The 25,678-nt window shown below is 50.9% G+C and carries 20 protein-coding genes; 16 read left to right on the top strand and 4 right to left on the bottom strand.

What is annotated here, in order from left to right; translation table 11 throughout:
- The first annotated feature begins 91 nt into the window (after window positions 1-91).
- The 6 genes from nikA (at window position 92) to AF331_RS18440 (ending at window position 5,396) form a co-directional block, all read left to right on the top strand.
- The gene (nikA, locus tag AF331_RS18465) at window positions 92-1,576 is read left to right on the top strand and encodes a nickel ABC transporter substrate-binding protein (protein ID WP_235576456.1); all 1,485 of its coding nucleotides are present in this window, start codon (window positions 92-94) and stop codon (window positions 1,574-1,576) included.
- Window positions 1,573-2,514, top strand: coding sequence for a nickel ABC transporter permease (nikB, locus tag AF331_RS18460; RefSeq protein WP_053429502.1), 942 nt, complete (start codon window positions 1,573-1,575; stop codon window positions 2,512-2,514). Before nikA ends, nikB begins: the two co-directional genes overlap by 4 nt.
- 10 nt (window positions 2,515-2,524) lie before the next feature.
- Entirely contained in the window at window positions 2,525-3,334 is an 810-nt protein-coding gene (nikC, locus tag AF331_RS18455) for a nickel transporter permease (protein WP_235576455.1), read from the top strand.
- Window positions 3,334-4,128 (top strand): ATP-binding cassette domain-containing protein, encoded by a 795-nt coding sequence (locus tag AF331_RS18450; RefSeq protein WP_327205429.1) that lies wholly within the window; start codon window positions 3,334-3,336, stop codon window positions 4,126-4,128. The genes nikC and AF331_RS18450 overlap by 1 nt, the downstream gene beginning before the upstream one ends.
- Window positions 4,125-4,883, top strand: a complete 759-nt coding sequence (locus AF331_RS18445) for an ABC transporter ATP-binding protein (protein ID WP_053429499.1) — start codon at window positions 4,125-4,127, stop codon at window positions 4,881-4,883. Before AF331_RS18450 ends, AF331_RS18445 begins: the two co-directional genes overlap by 4 nt.
- Window positions 4,884-4,955: 72 nt before the next feature.
- Window positions 4,956-5,396, top strand: a complete 441-nt coding sequence (locus AF331_RS18440; protein ID WP_053429498.1) for a hypothetical protein — start codon at window positions 4,956-4,958, stop codon at window positions 5,394-5,396.
- Between the two features lie 49 nt (window positions 5,397-5,445).
- Here the strand turns inward: AF331_RS18440 and AF331_RS18435 are convergent, their stop codons facing one another.
- The gene (locus tag AF331_RS18435) at window positions 5,446-5,982 is read right to left on the bottom strand and encodes a hypothetical protein (RefSeq protein WP_053429497.1); all 537 of its coding nucleotides are present in this window, start codon (window positions 5,980-5,982) and stop codon (window positions 5,446-5,448) included.
- Between the two features lie 190 nt (window positions 5,983-6,172).
- Here AF331_RS18435 and AF331_RS18430 point away from each other — a divergent pair, with 190 nt between their 5' ends.
- From AF331_RS18430 to AF331_RS18415, 4 genes are all read left to right on the top strand, one after another.
- Window positions 6,173-8,146, top strand: coding sequence for an acyltransferase family protein (locus tag AF331_RS18430; protein ID WP_053429496.1), 1,974 nt, complete (start codon window positions 6,173-6,175; stop codon window positions 8,144-8,146).
- 340 nt (window positions 8,147-8,486) lie between these two features.
- A complete protein-coding gene (nhaC, locus tag AF331_RS18425) occupies window positions 8,487-9,914 on the top strand; it encodes a Na+/H+ antiporter NhaC (RefSeq protein ID WP_053429495.1) in 1,428 nt (475 codons plus the stop codon).
- A gap of 27 nt (window positions 9,915-9,941) precedes the next feature.
- Window positions 9,942-11,102 (top strand): beta-aspartyl-peptidase, encoded by a 1,161-nt coding sequence (iadA, locus tag AF331_RS18420; protein WP_053429494.1) that lies wholly within the window; start codon window positions 9,942-9,944, stop codon window positions 11,100-11,102.
- 16 nt (window positions 11,103-11,118) lie between these two features.
- Window positions 11,119-13,110 carry a sigma 54-interacting transcriptional regulator gene (locus AF331_RS18415; protein ID WP_053429493.1) on the top strand — a complete coding sequence of 664 codons (1,992 nt, stop codon included), beginning with the start codon at window positions 11,119-11,121 and terminating at the stop codon, window positions 13,108-13,110.
- Window positions 13,111-13,299: 189 nt separating this feature from the next.
- On the opposite strand, the gene AF331_RS22960 is transcribed toward AF331_RS18415, so the two are convergent.
- Window positions 13,300-13,392 carry a putative holin-like toxin gene (locus AF331_RS22960; RefSeq protein ID WP_220096603.1) on the bottom strand — a complete coding sequence of 31 codons (93 nt, stop codon included), beginning with the start codon at window positions 13,390-13,392 and terminating at the stop codon, window positions 13,300-13,302.
- Window positions 13,393-13,711: 319 nt separating this feature from the next.
- Here AF331_RS22960 and AF331_RS18410 point away from each other — a divergent pair, with 319 nt between their 5' ends.
- Complete coding sequence (locus tag AF331_RS18410; protein ID WP_048006498.1) at window positions 13,712-14,014, top strand: DUF3817 domain-containing protein; 303 nt, start codon at window positions 13,712-13,714, stop codon at window positions 14,012-14,014.
- A gap of 37 nt (window positions 14,015-14,051) precedes the next feature.
- Here the strand turns inward: AF331_RS18410 and AF331_RS18405 are convergent, their stop codons facing one another.
- Both AF331_RS18405 and AF331_RS18400 read right to left on the bottom strand, forming a co-directional pair.
- Window positions 14,052-16,310, bottom strand: a complete 2,259-nt coding sequence (locus AF331_RS18405; protein ID WP_053429492.1) for a hypothetical protein — start codon at window positions 16,308-16,310, stop codon at window positions 14,052-14,054.
- A gap of 360 nt (window positions 16,311-16,670) precedes the next feature.
- Window positions 16,671-17,948 carry an MFS transporter gene (locus AF331_RS18400; protein ID WP_235576438.1) on the bottom strand — a complete coding sequence of 426 codons (1,278 nt, stop codon included), beginning with the start codon at window positions 17,946-17,948 and terminating at the stop codon, window positions 16,671-16,673.
- 120 nt (window positions 17,949-18,068) lie between these two features.
- On the opposite strand from AF331_RS18400, the gene AF331_RS18395 reads away from it, so the two are divergent.
- From AF331_RS18395 to AF331_RS18375, 5 genes are all read left to right on the top strand, one after another.
- The gene (locus AF331_RS18395) at window positions 18,069-19,979 is read left to right on the top strand and encodes a S8 family serine peptidase (protein WP_082347048.1); all 1,911 of its coding nucleotides are present in this window, start codon (window positions 18,069-18,071) and stop codon (window positions 19,977-19,979) included.
- A gap of 144 nt (window positions 19,980-20,123) precedes the next feature.
- Window positions 20,124-21,128, top strand: coding sequence for a LacI family DNA-binding transcriptional regulator (locus AF331_RS18390; RefSeq protein WP_053429489.1), 1,005 nt, complete (start codon window positions 20,124-20,126; stop codon window positions 21,126-21,128).
- A gap of 92 nt (window positions 21,129-21,220) precedes the next feature.
- Complete coding sequence (locus tag AF331_RS18385) at window positions 21,221-23,326, top strand: amylo-alpha-1,6-glucosidase (protein WP_053429488.1); 2,106 nt, start codon at window positions 21,221-21,223, stop codon at window positions 23,324-23,326.
- A gap of 66 nt (window positions 23,327-23,392) precedes the next feature.
- A complete protein-coding gene (locus tag AF331_RS18380) occupies window positions 23,393-24,643 on the top strand; it encodes an ABC transporter substrate-binding protein (RefSeq protein WP_053429487.1) in 1,251 nt (416 codons plus the stop codon).
- Window positions 24,644-24,775: 132 nt separating this feature from the next.
- Window positions 24,776-25,672, top strand: coding sequence for a carbohydrate ABC transporter permease (locus AF331_RS18375; RefSeq protein ID WP_053429486.1), 897 nt, complete (start codon window positions 24,776-24,778; stop codon window positions 25,670-25,672).
- Window positions 25,673-25,678 lie beyond the last annotated feature (6 nt).

Genomic DNA, 25,678 nt, shown 5'->3' with positions numbered 1-25,678 from the left:
TTTAAATCGAAATCATTACGTATTAAGGAGAACCGATGTTATGCGCCCATTTCAATCTATGATACTGGTTGGTTTACTGGCAGGAGCCCTCATGTTGACGGGCTGTCAGGGTTCCACTGCGACAAAGGAAGAAGAAACAGAAGGAAAGCATCTATCCTTCCTCTATAATTTTGCCACGAATTCATTGGACCCCCATGTGGATTCCAGCTATGTCCCTTTGAGGGCAGGAATTACGGAAACACTGATGAAATTGGATGAAGAGAAGCTCACGGTCACGCCATGGCTGGCCGAAAGTTTTGAAGGGGAGGACGGTCAAAACTGGACGATACATATTCGTGAAGGTGTGACATTCCATAATGGGAAAGAGCTTGATGCCGAGGCCGTCAAGAATTCGTTGTCGCGAGCGGTGAAAGAGAGCATAGCGGTGAAGAATGCCCTGAAGATCAAAGAAATGAAAGCGGATGGTCAGATTTTGAAGATCCAAACGACAGAGCCATTCCCTGAATTCATTTCGGAGCTTGTGAACCCGAACACGGCAATCATCGATGTGTCAGAGGATGATATCATCAATCGTCCTGTGGGAACGGGACCGTTCGAGCTATCTTCGTTCTCCCCGGGAAGCAAGCTTGAAGTCGAGAGATATAAGGACTATTGGGACGGAGCGGCCAAGTTGGATGCCGTAACGTTTGCCTTCAATGAAGATGCCTCTGCACGGACCCTTGCCCTCAAATCGGGTCAGGTGGATATCGTTTATCGTCCAGAAGTGGAAAGCCTCGAATCACTCAAAGCGGAAAAGGGGGTGGTCGTGGATTCCACTTCGACCTTCCGCGTTCATCAGATGACGATGAATATGCAGCGGGAAGAAATGAAGGATGTAAATGTCCGCCGCGGGATCGATGCGCTGATCGATCGTAAGGAAATCGTCGATACGATCCTTCTCGGTCATGCCGAGCCTGCCATCGGACCATTCCTGCCTTCACTGCCGTTTGCTCCTTCATATGAAGAGGATGGCCAAGAAGATGCGGTGGCTTACTTGAAAAAAGCGGGCTATACCATCAAAGGTGGAGTGATGCAGAAGGACGGGAAGCCCCTCAGCTTGACGCTGCTTACCTATTCTGCCCGTGCAGATCTTCCGTTGATTGCCCAGGTGTTCCAATCTGATGCCAAGAAGATCGGGATCTCGGTGAAGATCCGTCAGATCGATGTACCGGAAGACTATATGGGGGGCAATCGTGATTGGGATCTTGCCACGTACAGTAACCTGACGGCCCCAAGGGGAGATGCGGGGTATTACCTGAATGCGACGTATCATCCGAAAGGGGCATTGAACTTCAGCGGGGCAGAAGAGCCTGAGCTTACCTCCATCATCAATGAACTGAATCGCACGGTGGATCAAGAGAAGCGGGCCGAGCTGTCGGAAGCCGCTGCAGATTATGTGCATGATCATATGATCAACTCCTTCATCCTCCATCCATCAACCATCGTGGCGTACGACGGTGATCGCGTGAAGAATTGGGTGACGACCAAGAGTGAGTACTATATGATCACCAACGAACTGGATGTGAAGGAACCATGATCCGCATCATAGGGAGGAAGTTCGCTGAGACTGGCTTATTCCTGCTCTTCCTCACGTTTGCAAGCTTTGCCTTTGTCAGGTTGGCGCCGGGAGACCCCGTGCTGACCATCCTCAATGTCGACGAGGTGTCCGTCAGTCAGGAACAGGTGGAGTCCCTCCGTGAGGAAATGGGCTTCGATGAGCCGCTGCTTGTGCAATACGGGCAGTGGCTCCTCCGTTTTATCCAGCTTGATGCAGGAACTTCGTATGTAACAGGACAACCCGTGATGAGCATGATCAAAGCAGGGCTTCCCGCCACGATGGAGCTGACGGCTGGGGCACTCTTTGTGATGCTCTTCATCGCCTTGCCTTTGGGATCTCTTTCCGCCCTGTACCAAGGGAGCTGGATCGATTCCCTGAGTCGATTCCTCTCTGTGATCGGTGCTGCGGTACCAAGCTTTTGGCTTGGATTGATCTTCATCGATGCTTTTGCAGTGCGTCTCCAATGGTTCCCGACTATGGGGAGGGAAGGGGTCTCCACGTTGATCCTTCCTGCTTTGACGCTTGGTGTCGCCATATCGAGCGTGTACGTCAGGCTCCTCCGTTCCAATCTATCGGACGCCCTCAGCCAGGAATTCATCCGTTCCGGTAGGGCGAGGGGAATCGGCGAATCCCGGCTGTTCTTTGCCCATGCCCTGCGGTATAGCCTTCCTCCTGTGATCACGGTTTTCGGGGTGAGTCTTGGGAGCTTGATCGGTGGCGTCGTTGTCATCGAAGTCCTTTTCGCTTACCCGGGGATCGGCAAGATGGTAGTGGATGCGATCCGGCAGCGGGACTATCCCCTCATCCAGGGCTATATCATGGTCATGGCATTATTTGTATTCGTCGTCAATACAGCGGTCGATCTCTCCTACCGGCTTCTGAGACCGGAGTGGAGACGTGCAGGGGGAGGGGTTTGATATGAAAGGGATGCATAAGCCGGCGCTGTTGATTCTTTTTGCCCTCATGGTCCTCGGGTCCTTGTCTGTCTACACCTTCCTCATCCTCGGTCATGCCCCGGATGACGCGGATCTGGCTCGACGCTTGAAGGGGATGAGCATGGATCATCTGCTTGGTACGGATCATCTTGGCCGGGATGTATTATCGAGGATCCTGTCGGGAGGGGTGACGACAGTGGGCTTCAGCCTGCTCGCCCTTGGAGCGGCCCTGTTGATCGGGATTCCGGTCGGGATCTATGCGGGATATAAAGGAGGACTTGTCGACCGGATCTTCATGCGGATAGCCGATGGCTTCCTGTCGTTCCCTGATACCATCGTGGCCATCGTATTGGCGGGGATGATGGGTCCGGGCATCGTGAACCTCGTCCTTTCGATCATGCTGGTGAAATGGGTGAATTACGCCCGGTTGGTCAGGAGTACGGTACTCACAGAGTCAGGGAAGGACTATGTCCTGATGGCGAAGGTCAATGGGCTGACTCAAGGCGCCATCATGAGGAGGCATCTCCTCCCCCATCTCGTAGGGAATGTCGTGGTCCTTGCCAGTCTGGACCTGGGGAAGATCATCCTGCTCCTATCTGCCTTCTCCTACATCGGACTGGGTGCCCAGCCGCCGGCGCCGGAGTGGGGGGCGATGCTCAATGAAGCAAGGCCATATTTCCAAACGATGCCGCAGCTCATGCTCGCCCCTGGCATGGCAATCGTCATCACGGTATTTGTGACGAATCTGTTGGGTGATCATGTAAGGGATCTGTACGATGTGAAAAGGGAGGTGGATAGCTGATGCTAACGATGGAACGGGTCTCGATAACCAGTAGAGGAAAGAAGATCGTGGATGATGTCTCTCTCCTGGTCAAGCAAGGGGAGTGGCTCGCTCTTGTCGGAGAGAGCGGAAGTGGGAAGAGCCTGTTATCCCAGGCAATCGGGCGCATGCTCCCCCGGGGAATGGAGGTGTCGGGGAGGCTGATGCTGGGTGACTGTGATCTCGGCTCACTTTCAAAGAGTGAAATGAGGTCGATGCTCGGCAGGGATATTGCTTATATTTCACAGGATTATCATGGCTCGTTCACGCCCTTCCTGACGATAGGGGCACATTTTAAGGAGTACGGTAAAGCTCACGGGGTGAACCGCGAAGAGTGTAAGAGAAAGATGGGAGATGCCTTGGACTCGGTGGGGCTGACTTCAGGCATGGAATCCAGATACCCTTCAGAACTGAGTGGTGGGCAACTGCAACGGATCGCGATTGCCCTCGCCCTCTTCCTTTCCCCCTGCCTGGTCATTGCGGATGAAATCACGACTGCTCTCGACAGCGTGACGGGTCATCGGGTCTTGCAGCTCCTCGCCTCGAGGCAAAAGGAGACAGGATGTGGCATCCTCTTCATCACACATGATTGGCGTACCGTCCGGCGATACGCCGACCGGATTGCCGTCATGAAAGAAGGGGTCATCGTGGAGACAGGTGGAAAACATCGGATCCTCGATCATCCACACCATCACTATACAAAGCGCTTGATTGAATCGGCCCCGGTATTGGGACGCGGCCTTCGTTCTGGCGTGGAAGGGGGAGAAACGGTATGAATGCAATGTTGGTGAAAGGGGTCACTAAGCAGTTCCACGGGCGTCCGGTGTTGAATGATGTATCGTTTGAACTGGAAAAAGGGGAGTGTCTCGGCCTCATGGGTGAGAGTGGAAGCGGAAAGAGCACCCTCGCCCGCTGCATCATGGGAATGCAGCGGGTGGACAAGGGGGCGATCCGCTTGATGGGGGAACGCATCGATCATTTATCTGATCGAAAGCTGAGACCTTTCAGGAAAAGACTGCAGCTTGTCCTCCAGAACCCTGCCGCAGCACTGAATCCGAAGAAGAAAATTGCCGATTCCCTCCTCGATCCCTACTTATTTCTTGGAAAGCATGTCCGACTCCAGCATTTTTCGGCCGTTTCTGAATCCCTCCTTGTCAAAGAACTGCTGGATGCAGTCGAGCTGCCGGGAGAACTTGCCGCCCGCTACCCTCATGAACTCAGCGGGGGACAGCGGCAACGGGTCAATATCGCAAGAGCCATCAGCATCGAACCGGATGTCCTCGTCCTTGATGAGCCGACAGCAAGCCTCGATGTCGTATCCCAGGCCTCCATCCTCGATCTTCTGACTGATTTGAAAGAAGAGCTGGGTCTATCCTATCTTTTCATCTCTCATGACCTGGCCGCTCTTCATGAGATGAGCGATCGCATCATGGTCATGAAGGATGGAAGGCTGGTGGACAACTTTCACAGAGGGGACATCTTCTCTCCAAATCGGGAGACCTACACAAAAGAGCTCATATCCATCTTTTGATGGCGTGAGGACAAATCCTACGCCATTTATTGGGTTTATTCGGTATAATGGTAAAAAAAGGGGGTGTTCCAATTGCTGTGGATTGGAGTACTGAATGTAGTACTTCTCATAGTCCTGATCTTCTTGCTCTCGAAGGGATGGGTGAAGTTTGAATCCTGGTTTTACAGAAAGCTGGACGGGAGGTGGGGGTATAAGGGCAAGTTCACCTTGATGTCTGGCCTGATCTTCTTCCTGCTTTTGAGTGTAGTGGTGGCGATTAACTACACGTATCACTTCCAGCTCCTCAACACGATGTTCATCTCCAGTTTCTTTTTGGTGCTTCCGGCGGTGGTAGCTCCGTTTCTTGCCAGGCCGGTACTGAATACGGAAACCGTTCAGCGGCGATACATATCGAGCTCCGCATCGGCAGACAGGAATGTCAAGGGCCTATCCCTTCCTGTGACACCTTTCATGGCTGCAACCTTCGGAATAGTTCTCGTGACGATCCTGATGACGCTTGCTGCATATTGGTGATTTTTCGCTCCTCCCCCTGAAGAAGCTTCAGGGGATAGGGCCCTGTTTTTCAGATGAGCTCGAATGGAGCCCCTTTTGGATAGAGGGCTTCATACTCTTCGTTATCTCTGTTGGCGTATGCCAGCTTGACGCCCTCGATCAAGTCGTTTTCCTGAAGGTCCTCGAGGCTCGACTTGACGGCTCGCTCTACATGGACCACATAGGTGAAGATATTGGTCGTTCCGCTACCGATGTCCCCTCCGTCACAGTGACCGTTCCCCGTCCATCCGAGGCATTCGTTCATCAATTCTTCTACGGCATGTCTCCGTTCGAGGGCTTCCTCGATCTGGTCTTCTTCATAGCTGTATTGAATCACCAGTTCATGCAGTTCTTCTTCGTCGAGGTATTCATAGCCTTCTGATTCTTTCTCCTCTGCGATTTCTTCCATCCATACCTCCGCATCTTCTCCCACTGGTAGCGCAAAACGTCGGGACTCACCCTGATCTCCTACGACACCGAAGTGCTCCAAGAGTTCCTGGTCTTCTTCCTCCTCCCAGATCTCCCAATAAAACGTATCCTCGTCGGTCTGCTTGATCATCTTGATCATCCCGTCTCCTCCTTTGTTAAAGTTTACCACGGAGGGTGTGGAGCGAGCAGTACAAAATAAAAGCGAGGATGTTTAGAGATAAAACCGGTAGGGGGAGAGAGATCCTTTACAAAGATCTAACACTCTCCATACCTTATCTTTACACAAATGATCTATGATCGAAGCAACATGACTTCAGGGAGTGGGGAAGATGGATTTACGAGTACCTGAGAAAAAGTTCCGCCCGGAATTAGAGGGGGTTCGGACGGTTGCCGCCTTGTTAGTGGCAGTCTATCACATATGGATTGGAGCGGTCTCCGGAGGGGTGGATGTATTTTTCATCGTCTCTGGATATCTGATCACCACCTCACTTGTGTCCAAAATGGAACGTGAGGGGAGGATCCAGTTTGCAGAGTATTGGCTCGGTCTGGCGCGGCGATTATTCCCCCTTGCGTTCACGGTCCTCCTGTTTGTAGTGGTGGGATCAATCCTGCTTGTTCCGGAAAGTCAGTGGAAACAGATCATCGGGGAGGTCATCGCTTCCGGCAGCTATACTCAGAACTGGTATCTCGCGACCAGTGCCGTGGACTATCTCGGACAGACAAATCAGGCAAGCCCGTTGCAGCACTTCTGGGCTCTGTCCATTCAGGGGCAGTTTTACCTCACATGGCCGTTTGTGATCCTGTTTTCCTTTTGGCTTGCCCGGAAGGTGTGGAAGAAGCCGCAAAGGAAAACGCTTCTCGGGGTCCTTCTTGTCTTGTTCGCGCTATCCATGACGTACTCGATCTACCGGACGGCCGTGGAACAGCCTTGGGCATATTTTGATACGTTCGCAAGGGCGTGGGAGTTCAGTCTTGGTGGAATACTCGCCCTCCTGCTTCCGTATCTGCGGTTTCCGAAAGCCATGGGGGTCATTCTCGGATGGATCGGTCTCTCCATCATCTGCTTGACCGGGATCCTGCTTCCGGTATCGACGGTATTCCCGGGATATGCAGCGCTTCTTCCCACAGGCGGTGTCATCATGATCATCATCGCAGCAGAGAATGGAAGCCGCTTCGGAGCAGAAAAACTCCTGGGATCCAAACCGTTTCAGGCGTTCGGATCGATTTCCTACGGTTTTTATCTATGGCATTGGCCACTGTTGATATTCTATTATGCCAAAACGGGTGCCGATAAGATCACCTTCATCCCGGGTCTCGCCATTATGATCTCAGCTGCCATCCTGGCATGGATATCGGTCAGGATGATGGAGAAGCCCGTCCGCAAGATGAGCGTCCGTACATCGAAGAAGAAACTCATCTTCACGCTGGCGCTCTTTCTCTTTACTGTAATGGGTTCCAATACGGCTTGGGGCTACTACGTTCATCAAAAAGGGGAAGAAACGTATGCCATCGGAGATTATCCAGGAGCAAGGGCACTATCGGAAGGGATCACCCCGGCAGAAGGCAAGGCCCCTGCTCCGTCACCGGCCCTTGTCAAAGAAGATCTTCCTTCTTTTTATGATCAGGCTGACTGCTTCTCCAATATGGAGGATGACCGGGTGACCAAGTGTTCCATGGGGGATACGAAGGATCCGGAACATACGATTGCCCTGGTGGGGGGATCGCACTCTGGCCACTGGTTCCCGGCCCTTGAAGAGCTATCTGACGACCTTCATCTGAAAATCGATATCTATAATAAGGACGCTTGCCGTTTCTCGGCCGATGATTTTGACGGAGCTTTGAATGGCTCCTGCATGGAGTGGAACAGGACGGTAGTGGAGATGCTCAAAAAAGATCCACCCGACCTTGTGTTCACAACGGCGAATGTGGGGATCGGGGATAACGTTCCGAAAGGATACCTCGATCAGTGGAAGAAGCTCGAAGGCGTAACGGAGATTTTCGCTGTCCGTGATAACCCTGCCATGGAAGGGGATCCGGTTGCGTGCGTGGAGCAAAACGGCATTGAAGCCTGCAGTCCCAAACGGTCAGATGTTCTTTCCCCTGAAGCCCCTTGGGAACGTCTCGATACACAACCGTCCAATGTGACGTTTGCTGATTTATCCGGATCATTCTGCCAGCATGGCACATGTCCACCCGTGGTAGGGAATGTGTATGTTTACCGGGATTATCATCATATTTCGACGTTGTACTCGAAGACGCTTGCCGGGCCGTTGAAGGAACCGCTGAGAGAGGCATTGAAGTAAGATTGGAGATGCGCCGGGCCTTTTTCGAACCTATAGGATACAAAATGAGGTGTCAGGATGGGTCCTGATCATTGAACCTGTTTTTACCTTCGCTTGGCGTAGGGTTAATGTTAATCAATAAGTAAATGGAAACGTTCTGAGGGTGCTCGGAACGTTTTTTGTGTTCAGAATCAATATAGTACAGCATAAATGGGTTAGATCACCCCATTCACCCCGTTTTGACCCCATTTGAAAGGCGTATGAAGAATTTATTTTCCCTTATAATTCAGATAAATCAGTAAAATTAAAAGTTGGCACGGTTCTTGCTTATGAAAAGAATAAAGAAGAGGGGGAATGAAAGATGACAAAGAAACCAGGTTTGTTACTTGCACTGCTGCCAATTGTCTCTATGCTCGTGCTTTTGGGTGTCGGATATGGGGTCTTCCATTTTAAAGCAGAGCCGCTGTTGATATCAGCCACAATCATCGCAGGGGTGATCGGGCTAGCTCTAGGGCTATCGTGGGAGGAGATGCAGGAGGGGATCGTTGAAAAAGTGGCTAAATCCATGCCGGCCATCCTCATTCTGATCACGGTCGGGATCCTGATCGGCACATGGATGATTTCAGGGACGATCCCGATGATGATCTACTACGGAATCCGCTTCATCAATCCTGATTACCTGATCATCACGGCCTTCCTGGTAACGGCCGTGGTCTCGACCTTTACCGGTACATCCTGGGGATCGGTAGGGACCATCGGAGTGGCGGTCATCGGGATTGCCATGGTGCAGGGAGTGTCCCTCCCGGTTACAGCAGGGGCCATTGTGGCAGGTGGATACTTCGGAGACAAGATCTCCCCACTTTCTGATACGACGAATCTCGCTCCTGCTGCCGCAGGGAGCAATCTGTATGATCATATCCGTCATATGCTGTACACGACCATCCCGGCTGCATTGGTGGGAATGGTGATCTATCTGTTCGTCGGTAAATCCGCCATGACAGAAGGTGCCGGTGACCCTGCCAAGCTGGAGGCTATGATGTCGGCCCTCACGTCCATGTTCGGGTGGAATATCCTTTTGGTCATTCCCATCATCATCGTCCTGCTTGGATCGATCATGAAATACCCCACCATACCGGTCATGCTTGGATCCTCGATTGTCGCCATCATCCTGGGGGTGGGCATCCAGGGAGCAAGCCTTGAAAACGCCCTGCTCTCATCCGTATCAGGGTTCAATGTCGATATGCTTTCGGGATCTGAAGGGATTTCACCTGAAGTGGCCAACCTTCTGAATAGAGGGGGCATGAGCTCCATGATGGGCACGACGCTGATTGCCTTTTGTGCCTTCTCGTTCGCTGGAATCCTGAGTAAAACAGGATCATTGGAGGTGGTTCTCGAGAAGATCAATCAAAAGGCGAAGTCCACTGGCAGTCTCATCCTCGCTACCGTCCTCTCGTGTATCACGATGGCGGTGACAACCGGGAGCTCCTATCTGTCCATCCTCATTCCTGGAGAGCTGTTCCGTAAAGTCTATGCGGAGAGGGGACTGGATGCCAAGAACCTATCCCGTACATTGGAGGATTCCGGAACGGTCATTGTTCCAATCGTTCCGTGGTCACTGGCAGGCGTCTACATGTCCAGTACGCTCGGGGTACCCGTTCTCGACTATCTTCCTTGGGCCGTGATGTGTTACATGGGCTTTGTGTTCGCCATCATCTATGGATATACGGGGTTCGGAATTGCAAAGACCGAGCCTGTGACATTGGAAGACCCTAAGAAATCAGCGATCTAAAGTTCAACGACAGAAAGGAAATCACTCATGTTAAAATTGATTAAACAAGCAAACGTATATACACCACAATTCGCCGGAGTGCGGGATGTATTGGTCGGGGGCGGTAAGATCATCGAGATCGGCACGGACCTGAGCCTCGGCTCCCTTGATCATACTGTGATTGAAGCAAACGGGATGCATATGATCCCCGGGATGGTTGACAGGCATGTCCATCTGACCGGAGGGGGTGGCGAAGGCGGATTTTCATCCAGCACGCCGGAGGTCCGACTCAGTTCCCTTGTGAAGAACGGTATCACATCCGTGGTGGGGCTGTTGGGGACCAACGACGTGGGTAGGAGCACGAAAAGTCTGCTGTCCAAAGTGAAGTCACTTCGGGAAGAGGGAATGAACGCCTTCATGCTGACGGGGGGCTACGGCTATCCGCCGAACTCGATCACCGGTGATATCCGGGAAGACATCATGTTCTTCAGTGAAGTACTTGGGTTGAAGCTGGCCATCGAAGACCACCGCGCCTCCTACGTGACCACCGAGGAACTGAGACGGCTCGCCTCCTATGTACGGGTGGCATCGATGCTATCCAAGAAAAAAGGATTCATCCACCTTCATATGGGATCGGGAAAAGGGCGGTACCAACAGATTTACGACGTACTGGAGTCGACGGATTTACCGATCTCCCTGTTCAGTCCGACCCATATCAACCGTACAAGCGAGCTCCTCGATGCGTCGGTTGAATTTGCAAATCGGGGCGGGCTGATCGACCTGACGTCGAATATCCAGACAAAGACGGCAGCCGGGAGTCTTTCTCCTGCACAAGGCGTCACCTACCTCCTCGATAAAGGCGTTTCAATCGATGCGATCACGATCAGCTCCGATGCGAATGGGAGCCTGCCGACCTTTGATGAAAACGGTCAGCTGATCGGACTGAAAGTGGCCGGAGTCGAACCGAATCTTGTCGCCCTGCAACAGCTCGTCACAGAAGAAGGGCTCTCATTGGAGGAGGCCATCAAGCCTTTCACCGCCAACCCTGCAAAAGGACTTGGACTTGAGCATGGGCGGGGGATGCTCGTGGAGGGAGGAGCTGCTGACTTCATCCTCTTTGATGATGCGTTGGCCGTACGCGACGTCTTTATAAATGGTGAGGTATTTGTAGAAGGGTATGACGTGGTGAAGCGTGGTGTGTTTGAGTAAAGAAGGAGTGTAATGGATGAAGGAATTAGCGGTGGTCTCCCTTGGGGAGAATACATTGAACAGCATGATGGAACAGTTGAACCGCTACCTGGGCGATCGGGTACAGGTAAAGGGGTTTGCACTGGAGAAGGGGATGGAGCCAGACCGGTCCTGTCCCCTCATCCTGGTGACAAGCGACCTGGTCGGCAGGATGATATCACACAACCTTTCTTCCGGACAAAAGCTCATCGTGGCAAGGAGGACCATGAGCTATGAGTGCATTGAACCCGTCTTTTCCCTTCAGGAGACGACCGATATCCTTCTTGTGAACGATACGGAGGAAAGCTGCATCGAATCGATCGCACAACTGAAGAGCCAGGGATTCCACTCGTTCAACTTCCATCCGTATTACCCGGGAATCAAGGAATATCGACCTTGCGATGTCTCCATTACACCAGGTGAACCTCATCTTGTTCCTGAAGGAGTCAAGCAGGTCATCAACATCGGTCATCGGCAAGTGGATATCACCACCATTACGGAGGTCATGGCCCAGCTTGAGATCCTGGAAGACGCAGGAGCCCTGGCTTCTTCGGAGTTCGTCAGTGAGATTGTTCATCTCACGCGCTACCTTTCCACCCTCAACCGTAAGCTGGACCGCTCCAACCTGTTGCTGACGACAATCTTTGATAAATACTCCAAAGCCCTGATGTTCTGTGATCCGTATGGAACCATTACCTACGCCAACGAAAAAATGAAGTGGATCTTCGACGGGGAGAAGATTTCGGACTTGATGGGTGAAGAAACGCCTCTTGATCAGCTGGGGGAGGAAGAAATCGTCGAGATCGGCGGCAATTTGTTCATTGTCTCCGTCGACCGGGTTGAAAATCAGGAGGGAGTCATCTGCTATTTGGTGGAATGTCGGAATTATGATAGCTTCAGGCGCCTGGATACGGCCCTCAGGTCTAAGATCCAGCATCACAGGTTCATTCCGCGACACGTATTCGACGAACTGTCATCGAAGAATCCTGAGGTCACTCGGATGATCGACATGGCGAAGCGAATGGCCAAGAGCAACTCCACCATCCTGATTCAGGGAGAAAGCGGGACAGGGAAGGAGCTGCTGGCCCAAGCGATCCATAACGGTTCGGGACGGGCGGGGCAGGCGTTCGTGCCGGTGAATTTCGCTGCCCTTTCACCGTCGATCCTCGAGAGCGAGTTATTCGGTTATGTGGAAGGGGCCTACACGGGTGCGAAAAAAGGAGGGAAACATGGATTGTTCGAGGAAGCCCATGGGGGGACCATCTTCATGGACGAAATCGGCGATGCACCGTTGTCCCTCCAAGTGAAGCTGCTTCGCGTCCTTCAGGAAGGGGTCGTGAGGAGAGTCGGAGGAACAGAACTTGTACCGATCGACGTCCGGGTCATTGCGGCCACGAATATCAATCTGGAGGAAAGAGTGGCGGAGGGGAGTTTTCGGGAGGATCTTTATTACCGCTTGAACGTCCTTCCCCTGCAGACGCACCCTTTGAGGCAGAGGAGGGAAGACATCACCTCATTATTGCTGAGCTATCTGAATGTTTATTCAGAGGAAGAACATTATCATCTGCACGAGGTGTTTACAGAGGAAGCCCTTCAGTTCCTTGTTCAGCACCCCTGGCCGGGAAATATCCGGGAGCTGACTAATGTAGTGGAGTACGTCATCAATATCAGACCCCCTGGTGATCGAATTGAGCTTCCTGATCTCCCTCCATATTTGATCAGGGAGGCAGAGGGCCGGGGATTTTCATCATCTGCCCTTTCCGAAGAAGAGCAGGTGCTGCTCACGATTTATCATACATATGGTATAGGACGGCGAAAAATGGTCGACCAGCTCCGGCAAAAGGGCATGTCGATCGGAGAATCCAAAGTGAAATCAATCATTCAAGAGCTCAAGGAGCGGGGCTGGATCACCATCCATAAAGGGGCTCGTGGATGCACGGTGACAGAAGAGGGAAGAAATGAAGCGAAAAAGCTTGTCTCATTCGGCTGATGTTGTGTAATTTCTTTACTAAATCCAGGCTTAGCGTATATAATAGAAGTACGAAACCAAAATAAAACAAGGAGCCCCGACTGCCATCGGGACTCCTTCACAACATAACCTGCATGAATGCAGCGGCTCACAAGAGTCAATCGAAAGTGAAGTAATCATTGATTTTCCTCAAGGCCATGGGGACGATGGTTACTTCTTTTTTTCGTTTGTAACCGCGATAATCGCCACAATAAGCGAACCAAACGCAATCATCAGATGAAGCACATCACCTATTGCTATCATAAGCGTATCACCCCCCTTCCGAATGAAATCAGGAGTGGGTGAGCCGCTGCCCCCATATATGTTGTGTACCTCTATTATAACACGTTTTGGGATTGTCCTACTCTCTTACAAAGGACCCATGTTGAATATTTGACAGGCTTGCGGATCGTTTTGGTGGAGCTACCAGGCGTTGCTGCTTTTTTTGCTTCAATAAGGACAAGGGACTTCATTCCTTAATCATGAACAAATTTCGAATCTTTGACCGATTCAGGCATGTACCTCACTTCTTTCGTTTATATTAGAAGGAGGAAAACAAGCTTTAGCTCAGGGAGGTTTGAGTATGCAGCATACAACGAGTATTGGTCGGCTTCGTCAGGCCGGTTTTGTTGAAGGAATGTCACTTTTGATTCTGCTTTTGATCGCCATGCCGCTTAAATATATGGCGGATATCCCCATGGCCGTCACGATTGTCGGCTCACTTCATGGTGGTTTGTTCGTGATCTATCTGTTAATCCTCGCTTACGTGACGTTCAAAGTGCGCTGGCATCTGAAATGGTCCGTTGCAGGGGTGTTGGTCGCCTTCATTCCGTTCGGGAACTTTATCTATGACAGGGTCCTCCGCAAGTTTGAAACACGTGCATAAAGGTGAAAAGCGCTCCTCCAGAAGAGGAACGCTTTTTTTATATGGACGCATACTTGATGATGAGTGCTTGATACGTCCTTTCGTTATAGGCAATCCAGCATTCATCGCCTGGCATCACACCCGTGATCGGGTCGATCGTCTGCTTGATTTCATACTGTATGCCGTTTCGATCAGCGTGAATGGTGGCGAGAGGAAGGTTTCCTACCACGCCGATAAAGGACACGCTGGTGATCGTGGCGCTTCCTTGTTTTTCGTTTGCGAGGGCAAGCTCTTTATCCAGGTCTTCTTGTTTGGTTTGAATCTGGATGGTGGTGCCAGGTTCGACCGTCATATGACTCGGGATGAACTGACTCACGGTCCTTTGAACGGATTTTCCACTGGAGGATATCGTCAGATCCAGGAGGACCGGCGTCTGATCATGCAGGGCGATCGGGAACGTCTGGGCACGGAGGACGGTCCCCGTGACGGTGACATCTTTTCCGGATCGGTTCCTGATTTCGTCACCGTAGGCAACCATCTTCAGTTGCCCGTTAATTCGCATCAAATCGGCTTTTTCTCCCTCTTTAAACGCAAATCCGGGAGCCTGGACGGCAGGGATGGGATAGCTTTCCCGATTGTCTTCAAATGTGAGCAGGACGACATGTCCCCGTCCGACCATCCCGTAGGACTCCACTTTCTTCAACACGGCCCCGTTGATCGTCTCCGGTTGGATCTTCCTGATCTCATCCCCTTCTTTAAGCAGCGTCACCTTTTGTTTTTTCGGGTGATAGTGGATCAGGATCTGCTGACCCGGACGTGGCATCTGAACATAGGAAACGACGGTTTTGACCGTCTTCTCAATCCGCTTCCCTTCATGCAGGAATCTGAGTAGAATTCTCACAACCGGCTGCTCGTTCAGATAGCTGCCCGTCTCTTCTATTGTTACGATCTCAGCGGTCAGGGTTTCACCTTCTGAAAGCGTCTTCCTTCTGATGACCCTGAGAATAGGAGGAAGAATGAATACGACGGCAAGAAGCAGGAGCGGGATGGCAATCCAGATCACCCAGTTCAGCACGAGTGCCCCTCCTTCGAGTACATAGCCTTTGAAGGAATCGAACGATTTTTCATGGGAAGGATCGGCGTTTTCCATAGCAACCATATCTGCCGCCGTCCATTCATTCATTTTCTTTGAATCCATATCGTATACACCTGTTGATTGGTTGTTGTATGCATAGTAAAGGGAGGTACTCTCCAGGTTTTTATGGAACGAAAGTCCGCTGTCTTCAAAAGACTTAAAGGATAATGAGTTAAAAATGGGATCTACAGAGGTGGCTTTGCCTGTGTTGTGGTTGTATATGAACCCGGTCGGTTTTCCTTTCGCATCGTCCTCTTCGGTGGATCCTGCGATCAGCACTTCCTCGTTGTTCAGCTGGTACACGTTCGCTTGGTAAACTGCCTCAGGTGTCGGCACGATTTCTCCAAGTTCACCGTCAGCATTCACCAATCGGGCCCTCTTGGGGTATTCGCGCTCTACATCCACGGCCATTTCCTGCTCTTTACCGATATCTTGGCGCATTTGTTTCTCGATCGCATCTCCCATGATGGAAAACTGGTCCTCTTCGTTGGCAACGTAGACACTGAGGTGATCTTTGTCGTCTGATATGGCGCTGACAAAGGCCTTTTGATCATTTTTAAGCGTCACTTCAAAGATCGGGATGCGGGTCTGGCCATTAAAAGTATTCATAACAGGTTCAATCCTGGCGGGTCTTGCCGGGAGGTCTTCCTCATTCAGATTGTGAAGAAGGAATTTTCCATCTTTCAGCTCCCCGAGTATAAGGGCGGTCTCTTCGCTTCCGCCTGAGAAGATTATCCGACCATTCCACTGATATGTATTCGAGTCCAGGAAAGAAGGGATAGTGAGTCTTTTTTTGACCATTTCTTTTCGGTCATCATCGGGAAAATAATTGTAGATCTCAAGCTCTTCCGCAGGGCTTTTGGATGCGAGAAGAAGCTGTTTTCCTTGAATTGTCGCCGACATTTCATCGAAAGAGTAGCTTCCGGAAGTCCAGGACCTGAGTTTTTGCTTGGTTTTCGTATCATACATGCTGGCAGTCATTTGTGTCATTGGTACATGGTCAAATGTAATGCCGATGACACGGTTTCCTTCATCAAATGTGTAGAGCCGGTCGATGTCCTCCTGTTTCAGTTTCCCTTCTGAGATAGAGTCGTTGTATCCGTTCCAGAGCATGACACTCAGGATGATGGCCGGGATGAAGAAGACGCCGTTGAAGGTGAGGAAGCGGATGATCTTTTTCACTAGGGTGCTCCTTTCGCTGGATGCTTTTCCTTATTTACGATTCAGTTATTGGGTTGGTTTCAAGATGGATGGTGTTGAGGTCTTGGCGATGAATTGGGTTCATAAAATGGGTGATGTGGCCATCTAGTATTCTCTTTTTTTGTAGCAGGTTTGTAAAGAAGGGATGGTTCGATCCTCTTGCATCCGTACATTGATAAAAACGCAGAGTGGATTGAAGCGGAAGGTGCTTGACTCCTGCGGAAAAGGAGGATGATCGAGACCCCGCAGGCACGAGGAGGCTCGACATGCTCCCCGCGGAAAGCAAGCACCTGAAGCGCAAAGGAACGGTCTTGTTAAAAATTCAACCTTCTTTATCATGAACTAAAGCTCCATTCCTCTGCTGTTCATCGCACCAACCCTCTGTTGCCTCCTATAAATGATGAGCCAGATAACGGTAAGAACAGCAAAAATCAAAGACCCACCCCAGTAAAGAGCAGAGAAACCGTAGTGCAGTCCAATCAATAAGTACCCAAGAAACGGTCCGAAAGCGGCCCCGACATCCTGACAAATGGAATAGAGCGTGAGGAATGAAACGACATTGGAGTTCTTGGCCGCATCTGAAGCCAGGGCGTCGGTCAGGGTGGTAAGGGCGGTGGCACCTACCATGGCAGCGATGGCAAGGACGGTCCACAAGCCGATCGACATAGGCACAGACATCAGTCCGAAGATGAGGGCAGTACCGGCAAGGGAAACGATAAGGATCGGAAGTCTTCCCGAACGGCCATCGGACCAGTGCCCGAAGCGACTGGCAAGATACGGCTCCCAGATCCAGCGCAAGGATTGGAGCAGTCCTGAGTAAAAAGCGACGCTAAGAAGAAGGCCGAAAATAGTGATTTCCACCCCGTATAGATGTTCAAGGAGAGAACTGATGGTAGAGGCGAAAACGCCTTGGAACAGCATGGTGACAATGAAGCCGCTAATTATAATCAAAAGGGTGTGACGGGAGAAGGAGACCCTGGGTGTTCGGCTAGAGTGATCGGACTCTCCACTGGCTCCGGATTTCAGCGCGAAAAGGATGAGGGGGAGGCCAATGAGTGTGATGCAGCCGAATCCGATGGCGACGGGCTGTAACCCTATGAAAGGGACGAGCAGTCCCCCAAGAAGCATCCCGGCAAGGCTCCCCGTACGGTGAAGTCCGTTGTAAAGACCCATGGATTGGCCCCTGCTCTGATCTTTTGAATAAAAGACGACGGTGGATAGGCCACCGATCCGGAAGAAGGACCAGGCAATCCCCCAAAGGGCACGAAGGATGAGCCAGGCGATGAACCCTTGGGCGAGTCCGTACCCGATCGTGGTCACCGTCCCTAGTATGACGGCGATCATGAGCCCCGTCCTCAAGGTGATCCGCTGGTACAGCCATCCGACAATGGGGTTGAAGGGAAGGCGGATGAACCGGTTGACGGAGAGCAGAAGACCGACCTGCCAAATCGAATCAAGTCCTGCTTTTTTCCAGTAGATGGGGAGGACGATATAGAGCATGGAATCGCCGAGGAGGCTGAGAGCGGTGATGAGTGCCACGATGATGATGGGGGATTGATGATTAGCGCTCGTCATAGTAGAGGCTCCTTTCATCTTGAACTGACTTCCTGTTGTTTCCATTGTACAGCAGTGGACAAGGTAGGGAGTAACGAATCTTTCAGACCCGCAATCTTTTAGTGGAAATAAAGGATAAAAGGCATGGAAGGACGAAAATAAGATGAACATACAATTTAATATCTTATGAGGAAACGAGGAGTGGTCATGAAGAGGATCCTGATTTCTGTACTGATGGCAGGAAGCATCGCATTTGGATGGCCGGGAAATGCCGGAGCTTCGAACGGCGACACGCCGGACCGGGTGATCGTAAAGCTGAAATCCCCTCATGCTGCAGGCGAGCTTAAGGGCTATGGGTTGGCAGCGGTCTCTGACGATCAGCCGCAGCCGATCGTGACGCTGGAAGTACCGGAAGGCATGGATACGAGCGCTTTCGTAGAGGATCTTGAAGATCGGCGAGATGTGGCGTATGCAGAAAAGGATTCCATCGTGACTCTGTCTTCTGCCACCAATGATAAGCTCCTGAAGGATCAGTGGCATCTTCAATCCATTGAAGCACCGCGCGCTTGGGACCGCACAATGGGGTCGAAGAAGGTGGTCGTAGCCGTCGTGGACAACGGGGTGGATGTGGATCATCTCGACCTGAAGCGGAATATTACGGCACCCTATAATGTCCTGACTGAAACGGCGGATGTCACTCCTGGTGATCACGGGACCCATGTAGCAGGGATCATCGGAGCTGCAGGCAACAACAAGATCGGTGGAGCCGGAGTCGCCCAGAATACGGGCATCATGCCCGTTCAAGTATTCGATGGGGAAGAAGGGTATATGTCCGATGTGGTCAAAGGCATCCAATACGCCATCGACCAGCACGCATCCATCATCAACTTGAGCCTTGGAAGCTACGAGAAGAGCGCGGCTCTTGAAGAGGTCCTGAAAAAAGCCGATCAAATGGGCATCCTCGTCATCGCGGCGGCAGGAAATGATTCCCTGGATACGAGGAAGTATCCATACTATCCGGCATCCTACAAATCGGTCCTTTCCATTGCGGCTACAGATGACCAGGCCTTGGATGCCGACTTCTCCAACTACGGCAAGGTGGACCTGTCCGCTCCCGGGGTCAGCATCCTTTCAACCATTCCCTACAATATGTACGGCTATATGGACGGGACCTCGATGGCGGCCCCCGTTGTATCTGGGACGGCAGCACTCGTACTCGCAGCCCATCCCAATTATACGAAGCAGGATGTTATCAATAAGCTATCAAATACGGCCGACTGGTACGGTCCGAAATATGAAGCCTATTTCGGCAAAGGGATCGTCAATGCCAGAAGAGCCCTTGATCTGAAGAGAATCATCAAAGCGCCGTCACTATCGAAGAAGGTCTACGATCATTCGACGCTGGTAGAGGGGAAAACCTCCCTTACAGAGTCTGGGAAAGTGAGCATCAAGCGGGGGAAAGAAGTGATTGGAACAGGAAAAGCCACCAACGGCACCTTTTCCGTGAGCATCCCGAAACAGAAAGTCGGTGCAGCGATCTCCGTCGTGGTCACCTTCGAGGACGATGTAACGAAAGAGGCGCACGCTACTGTACTTGACGGGACCCCTCCAAAGGCTCCAACTGTGAATAAAGTCGGTGATCATGACACGGTGGTGAAAGGAAAAGCTGAAGCCGGTTCGACGGTAACGGTCAAGGCAGGAAGCAAGAAGCTCGGCAGTTCCGTCGCTACAACGACCGGCACGTATTCGGTGAAGATTGCCAAGCAAAAGGCAGGCACCAAACTGACGGTTACGGCAACAGATAAAGCCAAAAATGTGAGCAAGGGAAAAACCGTCACCGTGGTAGACAACACACCTCCGAAAGCGCCATCCGTTAATCCGGTCTCCCCTAAAGCCACTAAGGTGACGGGAAAGGCGGAAGGCAATTCCACGGTTACAGTGAAAGTGGGGAAAACGAAGCTCGGTTCCGCGAAAGCGGATAAGAAAGGCAGCTACTCCGTGAACATCAAGAAGCAGAAGAAAGGGAAGAAGCTATCAGTGACAGCGACTGATAAAGCGAAGAATACGAGTAAGGCAAGCAATATAACGGTGAAGTAACACCGCTCCCCCTTGTACCAATAAGGGGGAGTTTTTAATTGGGCGAACAAATAAAAATCAGATTACTCAAAATATATTGCAAACGCTAACACAATCAGGTAAGATGACTTCAAAGGTATCCGAAACGTTTTGGAGGAAATGATTTTGACAACGATTAAAGATATTGCAAAAGTAGCGGGTGTGTCGGTGACGACCGTATCACGCGCACTGAATGGCTATTCTGATGTGAATGAAAAGACGAGACGCAAGATTTCTGAGATTGCCAAAGAGCTGAATTACAGTCCCAATACATTGGCCAGGGGCCTTGTGATGAAAAAAACCAAGACCATCGGGATGCTGGTTTCAGGGATGAATCGGGCGAATTCAAAGGATAACTTTACGTTTGAAGTCCTCTCGGGTGTCAATGAATGCATCTCAGAGAGGGACTATGACCTTGTATTGTTCAGTACGACCACAACCAAGCAGCGTGAGAAAACCTATTCACAGCTTTGCAGGGAGCGAAGGGTCGATGGTGTCATTCTTCAAGGGATGAAAATCGATGATCCGTATCTGAAGGAAGTGGTCGAGAGTGATATTCCATGCATGTTGATCGATATTCCCATCTCCTCGGAGAGTGTGGGCTATGTGACAACAGACAGCGTCCTTGGTGCGAAGCGGGCCGTGGACTATCTGATTCAATCAGGACACAAGAAGATTGCCTTCATGAACGGCCACGATCAGGCATACGTCAGTCAGCAAAGGTTGAAGGGATACCGTGATGCCCTGCGGGAAGCGGGGATTGACTTTAGGGAAGAGTACGTTCGAAACGGCGATTTTCTTGAAGACAAAGCAGAAGAGGAAGCGGCAAAACTTTTGGATGAACATCCCGACATCACGGCCATTTTTTGTGCAAGCGACCTGATGGCACTTGGGGTAATGAAGAGTGCCAAATCATCTGGACTTGCCATACCAGGGCAATTGTCCATTATCGGGTATGATAACATCCTGCTTGCAGGCTACGCTTCACCGCCACTGACAACGATCGCCCAGGACAAATTCGATCTTGGCTACAAAGCGGCGAATGCCCTCATCGATATGCTGGAAGAAGAAGGACCTGCAAAAATCATTACATTGGAAACCGAACTCATCGTTAGGGAGTCTGTTCAATAAAAGGCGCTCTTCCGGTGAGGCTAAAATCCGAAACGTTTCGGTTCCATCATGTTAAAAACCAAAACGTTTCGGTAGGAAGTAGGAGGACCATTATGGACTATCGCGTGATAAAAGAAAATGACCTGTTTTTGCTGACAGATACAAACGGAAATATACCGGAGGATCATCCATATGGATTGGGCCTGTATTCAAAGGACACCCGATTCTTGAGCAAGCTCGACCTGAAGATTAACGGAGAAGATCCTGTTCTCCTATCCTCTGAAGCAGATCAAAATTACAAATCTACGATCTTGCTGACGAACCCTCATATGGAACAGGAGGGGAGCCTGGTTCTATGGCGTGAATCCATTGAAATCCAGCGGACCCGATTCATTTATGATGATGTCCTGTATGAAGAAGTGAAGGTGAAGAGTTATTTCCCGAAGCGTGTGGCGTTTGAAATCAGCATCCATGCTGATGCGGACTTCCTCGACATGTTTGTCGTTCGGGGGTTCCTGAACGGGAAGCTTGGGCAAAAGACGGGTCAAGTACGCAAGGAAGATTCCCTTTCTTTTTCGTATGAAGGAGCGGATGGACTGAATCGAAGTACGGTGATTACATGGGATAAGCAGGCTCTTAACAATGACGATAAAGGAATCATTTCCTTCGGGTTCGAATTGGATCATGGAGAATCCGACTCAGTGACGTTATCTGTTCAACCCGTGACCGGTAGGCGGGATGACATCAATCGTGTTGAGAAAGAAGCAGCCCTTGCAATGCTGGAAGCCTCTTATGAACGTTGGAATGATGGGGTTGCAAAAGTGGAGACAGACTGCCTTCCTTTGAAGCGTCTTGTCGAACGGGGGTTGAATGACATGCGGGTGCTTCTCACGGATGTAGGGCATGGTGCCTTTCCAGTGGCAGGTCTTCCATGGTTCGGGGTACCGTTTGGTCGCGACAGTCTGATTGCCGCCCTTCAAACGCTTCCCTTCAATGCCGACATCGCCAGGGGGACCCTGTTGACAATGGCACACTACCAAGGGAGCAAGCTGGATCCGTGGAGGGATGAGCAGCCCGGTAAGATCATGCATGAGATCCGCTTCGGTGAGCTGGCTGCGACAGGACAAATTCCCTTTACACCATACTACGGAACAGTGGATGCTACCCCGTTATTCCTTATACTCTTGACGGAATATGTGAAGTGGACGGAAGATGTAGAACTTGTCCATACACTCGAACAAGAAATTGAAAACGCTTTAATGTGGATAGATTCCTATGGAGACCGTGATGGTGATCTGTTCGTGGAATATCACCAGGAATCCAGTAAGGGGATTGCCAATCAAGGATGGAAGGATTCCGGGGATTCCGTTGTCCATCGGGACGGGGAATACGCCAAGACGCCGATTGCCCTTGCAGAAGTACAAGGCTATGTCTATCAAGCGAAGACCGGACTGGCGGATATTTTTGACCATATGAATCGGGGTGAGGAAGCCCGGAGTTTGCGCAGGCAGGCGGAGGCCCTCAGACAGCGGTTCGATGAAGCCTTTTGGATGGATGATGTCCGCTATTATGCCATCGCTTTGGATGACCGGAAGGAACAGGTAGGGACCATCACATCGAATCCTGGTCACGTCCTATTCTCAGGCATGTTGAATGAAGAGAGGGCTAAAGCTGTCACAGATATGCTCGTCTCACCAAAAATGTTTTCAGGTTATGGCATTCGTACGATGGCAGAGGGTGAAGCCGGCTATAATCCCATGAGTTATCATGACGGAAGTGTATGGCCCCATGATAACAGCCTATCGATCCTCGGGATGAGCAAAAGCGGATACCAACAACAGGCGAACCAAGTGATTCAAGGACTGGTTTCTGCGGCGGCTCACTTTGAGTATGACCGTCTGCCGGAGCTGTTCTGTGGGTATGGGAGCGGCGGGAAAGTCGTCAAATATCCCGTGGCTTGTTCTCCACAGGCTTGGGCAGCCGGAACGCCGCTTGTGTTCATACAATCTCTATTGGGATTGTTTCCTGATGGTTTAAAAGGAGAAATCAGGCTTTCACCTGTACTCCTTGAAAACATGAATCGTTTAGAAGTGCATGATCTTTCCATCGGCACAGGGAAACTGTCTGTCTCCATCAAGAGGGTGGAAGGCGGCTGCCGGTTAGAAGTGCTCAAGAATACCACAGGCTATCAGATCAGCTCAACAGAACAAATGGTTTGATCTCATTCGGATCTCGGGGAAGGACACTTCCTTTAGATGATAAAAAAATGGAAGGGGACTGGAATGATGAAATCAAGGAAATGGATGGCGGGACTTGGTGTTGCTTCGATGTTGATGGCAGGGGTTCTTTCGGGGTGCAGCTCGGACGGAGCCTCCACGGAAGGGAAAGACGGGGAAAAAACGCAGGTGACGCTTGCCGGATGGGGTGGAAACCCGACTGAAGAGAAGCTGCTGAAGCAGACCATTGCAGACTTCGAAGAGAAGAATCCGGATATTGATGTAAAGCTCGAAGTCATCACGGAACAATATATGGATGTCATCAAGACGCGTTTGATTGGGGGAGAGGGCCCGGATGTCTTTTATCTTGATGCATTTGAAGCCCCGGCCTTGATCGAGACGGGTGTCATCGAACCGCTTGATGAATACGTGACAGATGAATTCGACGTCGATGACTTTGAGAAACCTCTGTTGGAAGCATTCATTTCGGATGATCAAACTTATGGATTCCCGAAAGACTACTCGACGCTCGCATTATTCTATAACAAAAAAATGCTCGATGAAGCAGGGGTTGAAGTCCCGCAAACGTGGGATGATTTCCGGGAAGCTGCCAAGACACTGACGAAAGACGGGAAGTACGGTTTTGGAGTGGCTCCAGAGCTCGCCCGACAATTCTGGGTGGCCCAGTCCCTTGGTGGAGATGTCGTAAACGATGGAAAGGCGAACTTCGCATCTGATGATGTAGTGAACGCATTGAAACCGGTCATCGATATGCACAATGAAGATCAGTCAGCTGTGGAACCGAAAGAGGTCGGTGCAACCTGGGGCGGTGAGGTATTTGGTCAGGAGAAAGCAGCAATGGTGATCGAAGGGAACTGGGCCATCCCGTTCCTGGCGGATACCTTTCCTGATGTAGAGTACGGTACAGCTGAGCTGCCGACCATCGACGGGAAGAAATCGACGATGGCGTATAGTGTGGCATACGTCATGAATGCAGCATCTGAAAAGAAGAAAGCATCATGGAAACTTCTATCCTACCTGACAGGAAAAGAGGGGATGGAGACGTGGACGAGTAAAGGGTACGCCCTGCCAACGCGTAAATCAGTAGCAGAGAAGCTTGGGTATGATCAAGATGAACTTCGGGGGCCGCTTGTGGCTGGAGCTTCCTATGCAACGGTCTGGTCTGAAGGAACCAATCTTCCGACGATCACAAACAACTTCAATAATCAGTTCCTGAGTGCATTCCTTGGTGATCGGGCGTTGGACGATGCGCTGAAGGAAGCCCAAAAGCAAGCAAATAGTGAAATTGATTCGAACTGATGAGAGAAAGAACAGGAGGGGAAGCCCCCTCCCTCTTTCCAACAAGATCTGCACAGCTTCTTTCTGCCGAGGTCAAAGCTCGTTGGAAAGAAGTTGTGCACATTCGTTGCAAAAGGAGTGTGAAAAAAACGTATGAAACCATTCTCAAGAAGAGCACTGCGAGAATCTGGTCAAGGATACTTGTTCATGTCGCCGGCATTATTTGTCCTACTACTTTTCATCATAGGTCCAATCTTTTATGTCATTTTTCTTTCTTTCCACAAGGTACAGCTTCTGGGGGGAGCGAGCTATGATTTCGTCGCTTTCAATAACTTCGCACGCATCCTTGATGATACGAGGGCCCAAATTGCGTTATGGAATACATTTAAATATGTCGTCATTGTGGTACCATGTCAGACCATTCTGGCCCTGATCCTGGCAGCCACACTGAATGCCGGTATGAAAGGGCAGAGCTTCTTCCGGATTGTCTACTTCCTGCCAACGTTGACGTCCTCGGCTGTCCTGACGCTCATCTTCATGTGGATGTATAACAAGAACGGTCTGATCAATAACATGCTGGATGCTATCGGTCTTCCAACCTATAACTTCCTGGGAGATCCGGACATTGCGCTCAACGCCATCATGATCATGAATATTTGGTCGACGGCCCCTTTCTTCATGGTCATCTACCTGGCTGCCCTGCAGGATATCCCTGATTCTCTCTATGAAGCGGCGGAACTGGACGGGGCAAGCACCATTCAGAAGTTCATGAAGATCACGGTTCCGCACCTTCGGCCTGTGACGTCCTTCGTGGCGATCATGGGATTGATCGGGACGTTTCAATTATTCGACCAGTCTTACATCTTCTCGGGAGGATCAGGCGGCCCTGATAATTCGACCCTCACCGTCGTTCTATTAGTCTATCAATATGCATTCAAGAACCTAGGGACAATGGGTTATGCTGCTGCACTGGTCCTCATGCTGGCCATTGTCATCCTTGTAGCGACCTTGATCCAACGGAAATTTTCAAAAGAAGAATCACTTTACTAAGGGGGG

The sequence above is a fragment of the Rossellomorea marisflavi genome, from assembly GCF_001274775.1.
Taxonomy (GTDB): domain Bacteria; phylum Bacillota; class Bacilli; order Bacillales; family Bacillaceae_B; genus Rossellomorea; species Rossellomorea marisflavi.
This window is presented reverse-complemented; position numbering and strand designations above follow the sequence as displayed.

What these genes read in the sequence shown, in the direction of transcription:
- nikA (WP_235576456.1), top strand. Translation starts at nt 92, where the DNA reads ATGTTGACGGGCTGTCAGGGTTCCACTGCGACAAAGGAAGAAGAAACA.
- nikB (WP_053429502.1), top strand. Translation starts at nt 1,573, where the DNA reads ATGATCCGCATCATAGGGAGGAAGTTCGCTGAGACTGGCTTATTCCTG.
- nikC (WP_235576455.1), top strand. Translation starts at nt 2,525, where the DNA reads ATGCATAAGCCGGCGCTGTTGATTCTTTTTGCCCTCATGGTCCTCGGG.
- AF331_RS18450 (WP_327205429.1), top strand. Translation starts at nt 3,334, where the DNA reads ATGCTAACGATGGAACGGGTCTCGATAACCAGTAGAGGAAAGAAGATC.
- AF331_RS18445 (WP_053429499.1), top strand. Translation starts at nt 4,125, where the DNA reads ATGAATGCAATGTTGGTGAAAGGGGTCACTAAGCAGTTCCACGGGCGT.
- AF331_RS18435 (WP_053429497.1), bottom strand. Translation starts at nt 5,982, where the DNA reads ATGATCAAGATGATCAAGCAGACCGACGAGGATACGTTTTATTGGGAG.
- AF331_RS18430 (WP_053429496.1), top strand. Translation starts at nt 6,173, where the DNA reads ATGGATTTACGAGTACCTGAGAAAAAGTTCCGCCCGGAATTAGAGGGG.
- nhaC (WP_053429495.1), top strand. Translation starts at nt 8,487, where the DNA reads ATGACAAAGAAACCAGGTTTGTTACTTGCACTGCTGCCAATTGTCTCT.
- iadA (WP_053429494.1), top strand. Translation starts at nt 9,942, where the DNA reads ATGTTAAAATTGATTAAACAAGCAAACGTATATACACCACAATTCGCC.
- AF331_RS18415 (WP_053429493.1), top strand. Translation starts at nt 11,119, where the DNA reads ATGAAGGAATTAGCGGTGGTCTCCCTTGGGGAGAATACATTGAACAGC.
- AF331_RS22960 (WP_220096603.1), bottom strand. Translation starts at nt 13,392, where the DNA reads ATGATAGCAATAGGTGATGTGCTTCATCTGATGATTGCGTTTGGTTCG.
- AF331_RS18410 (WP_048006498.1), top strand. Translation starts at nt 13,712, where the DNA reads ATGCAGCATACAACGAGTATTGGTCGGCTTCGTCAGGCCGGTTTTGTT.
- AF331_RS18400 (WP_235576438.1), bottom strand. Translation starts at nt 17,948, where the DNA reads ATGGAAACAACAGGAAGTCAGTTCAAGATGAAAGGAGCCTCTACTATG.
- AF331_RS18395 (WP_082347048.1), top strand. Translation starts at nt 18,069, where the DNA reads ATGAGGAAACGAGGAGTGGTCATGAAGAGGATCCTGATTTCTGTACTG.
- AF331_RS18385 (WP_053429488.1), top strand. Translation starts at nt 21,221, where the DNA reads ATGGACTATCGCGTGATAAAAGAAAATGACCTGTTTTTGCTGACAGAT.
- AF331_RS18380 (WP_053429487.1), top strand. Translation starts at nt 23,393, where the DNA reads ATGAAATCAAGGAAATGGATGGCGGGACTTGGTGTTGCTTCGATGTTG.
- AF331_RS18375 (WP_053429486.1), top strand. Translation starts at nt 24,776, where the DNA reads ATGAAACCATTCTCAAGAAGAGCACTGCGAGAATCTGGTCAAGGATAC.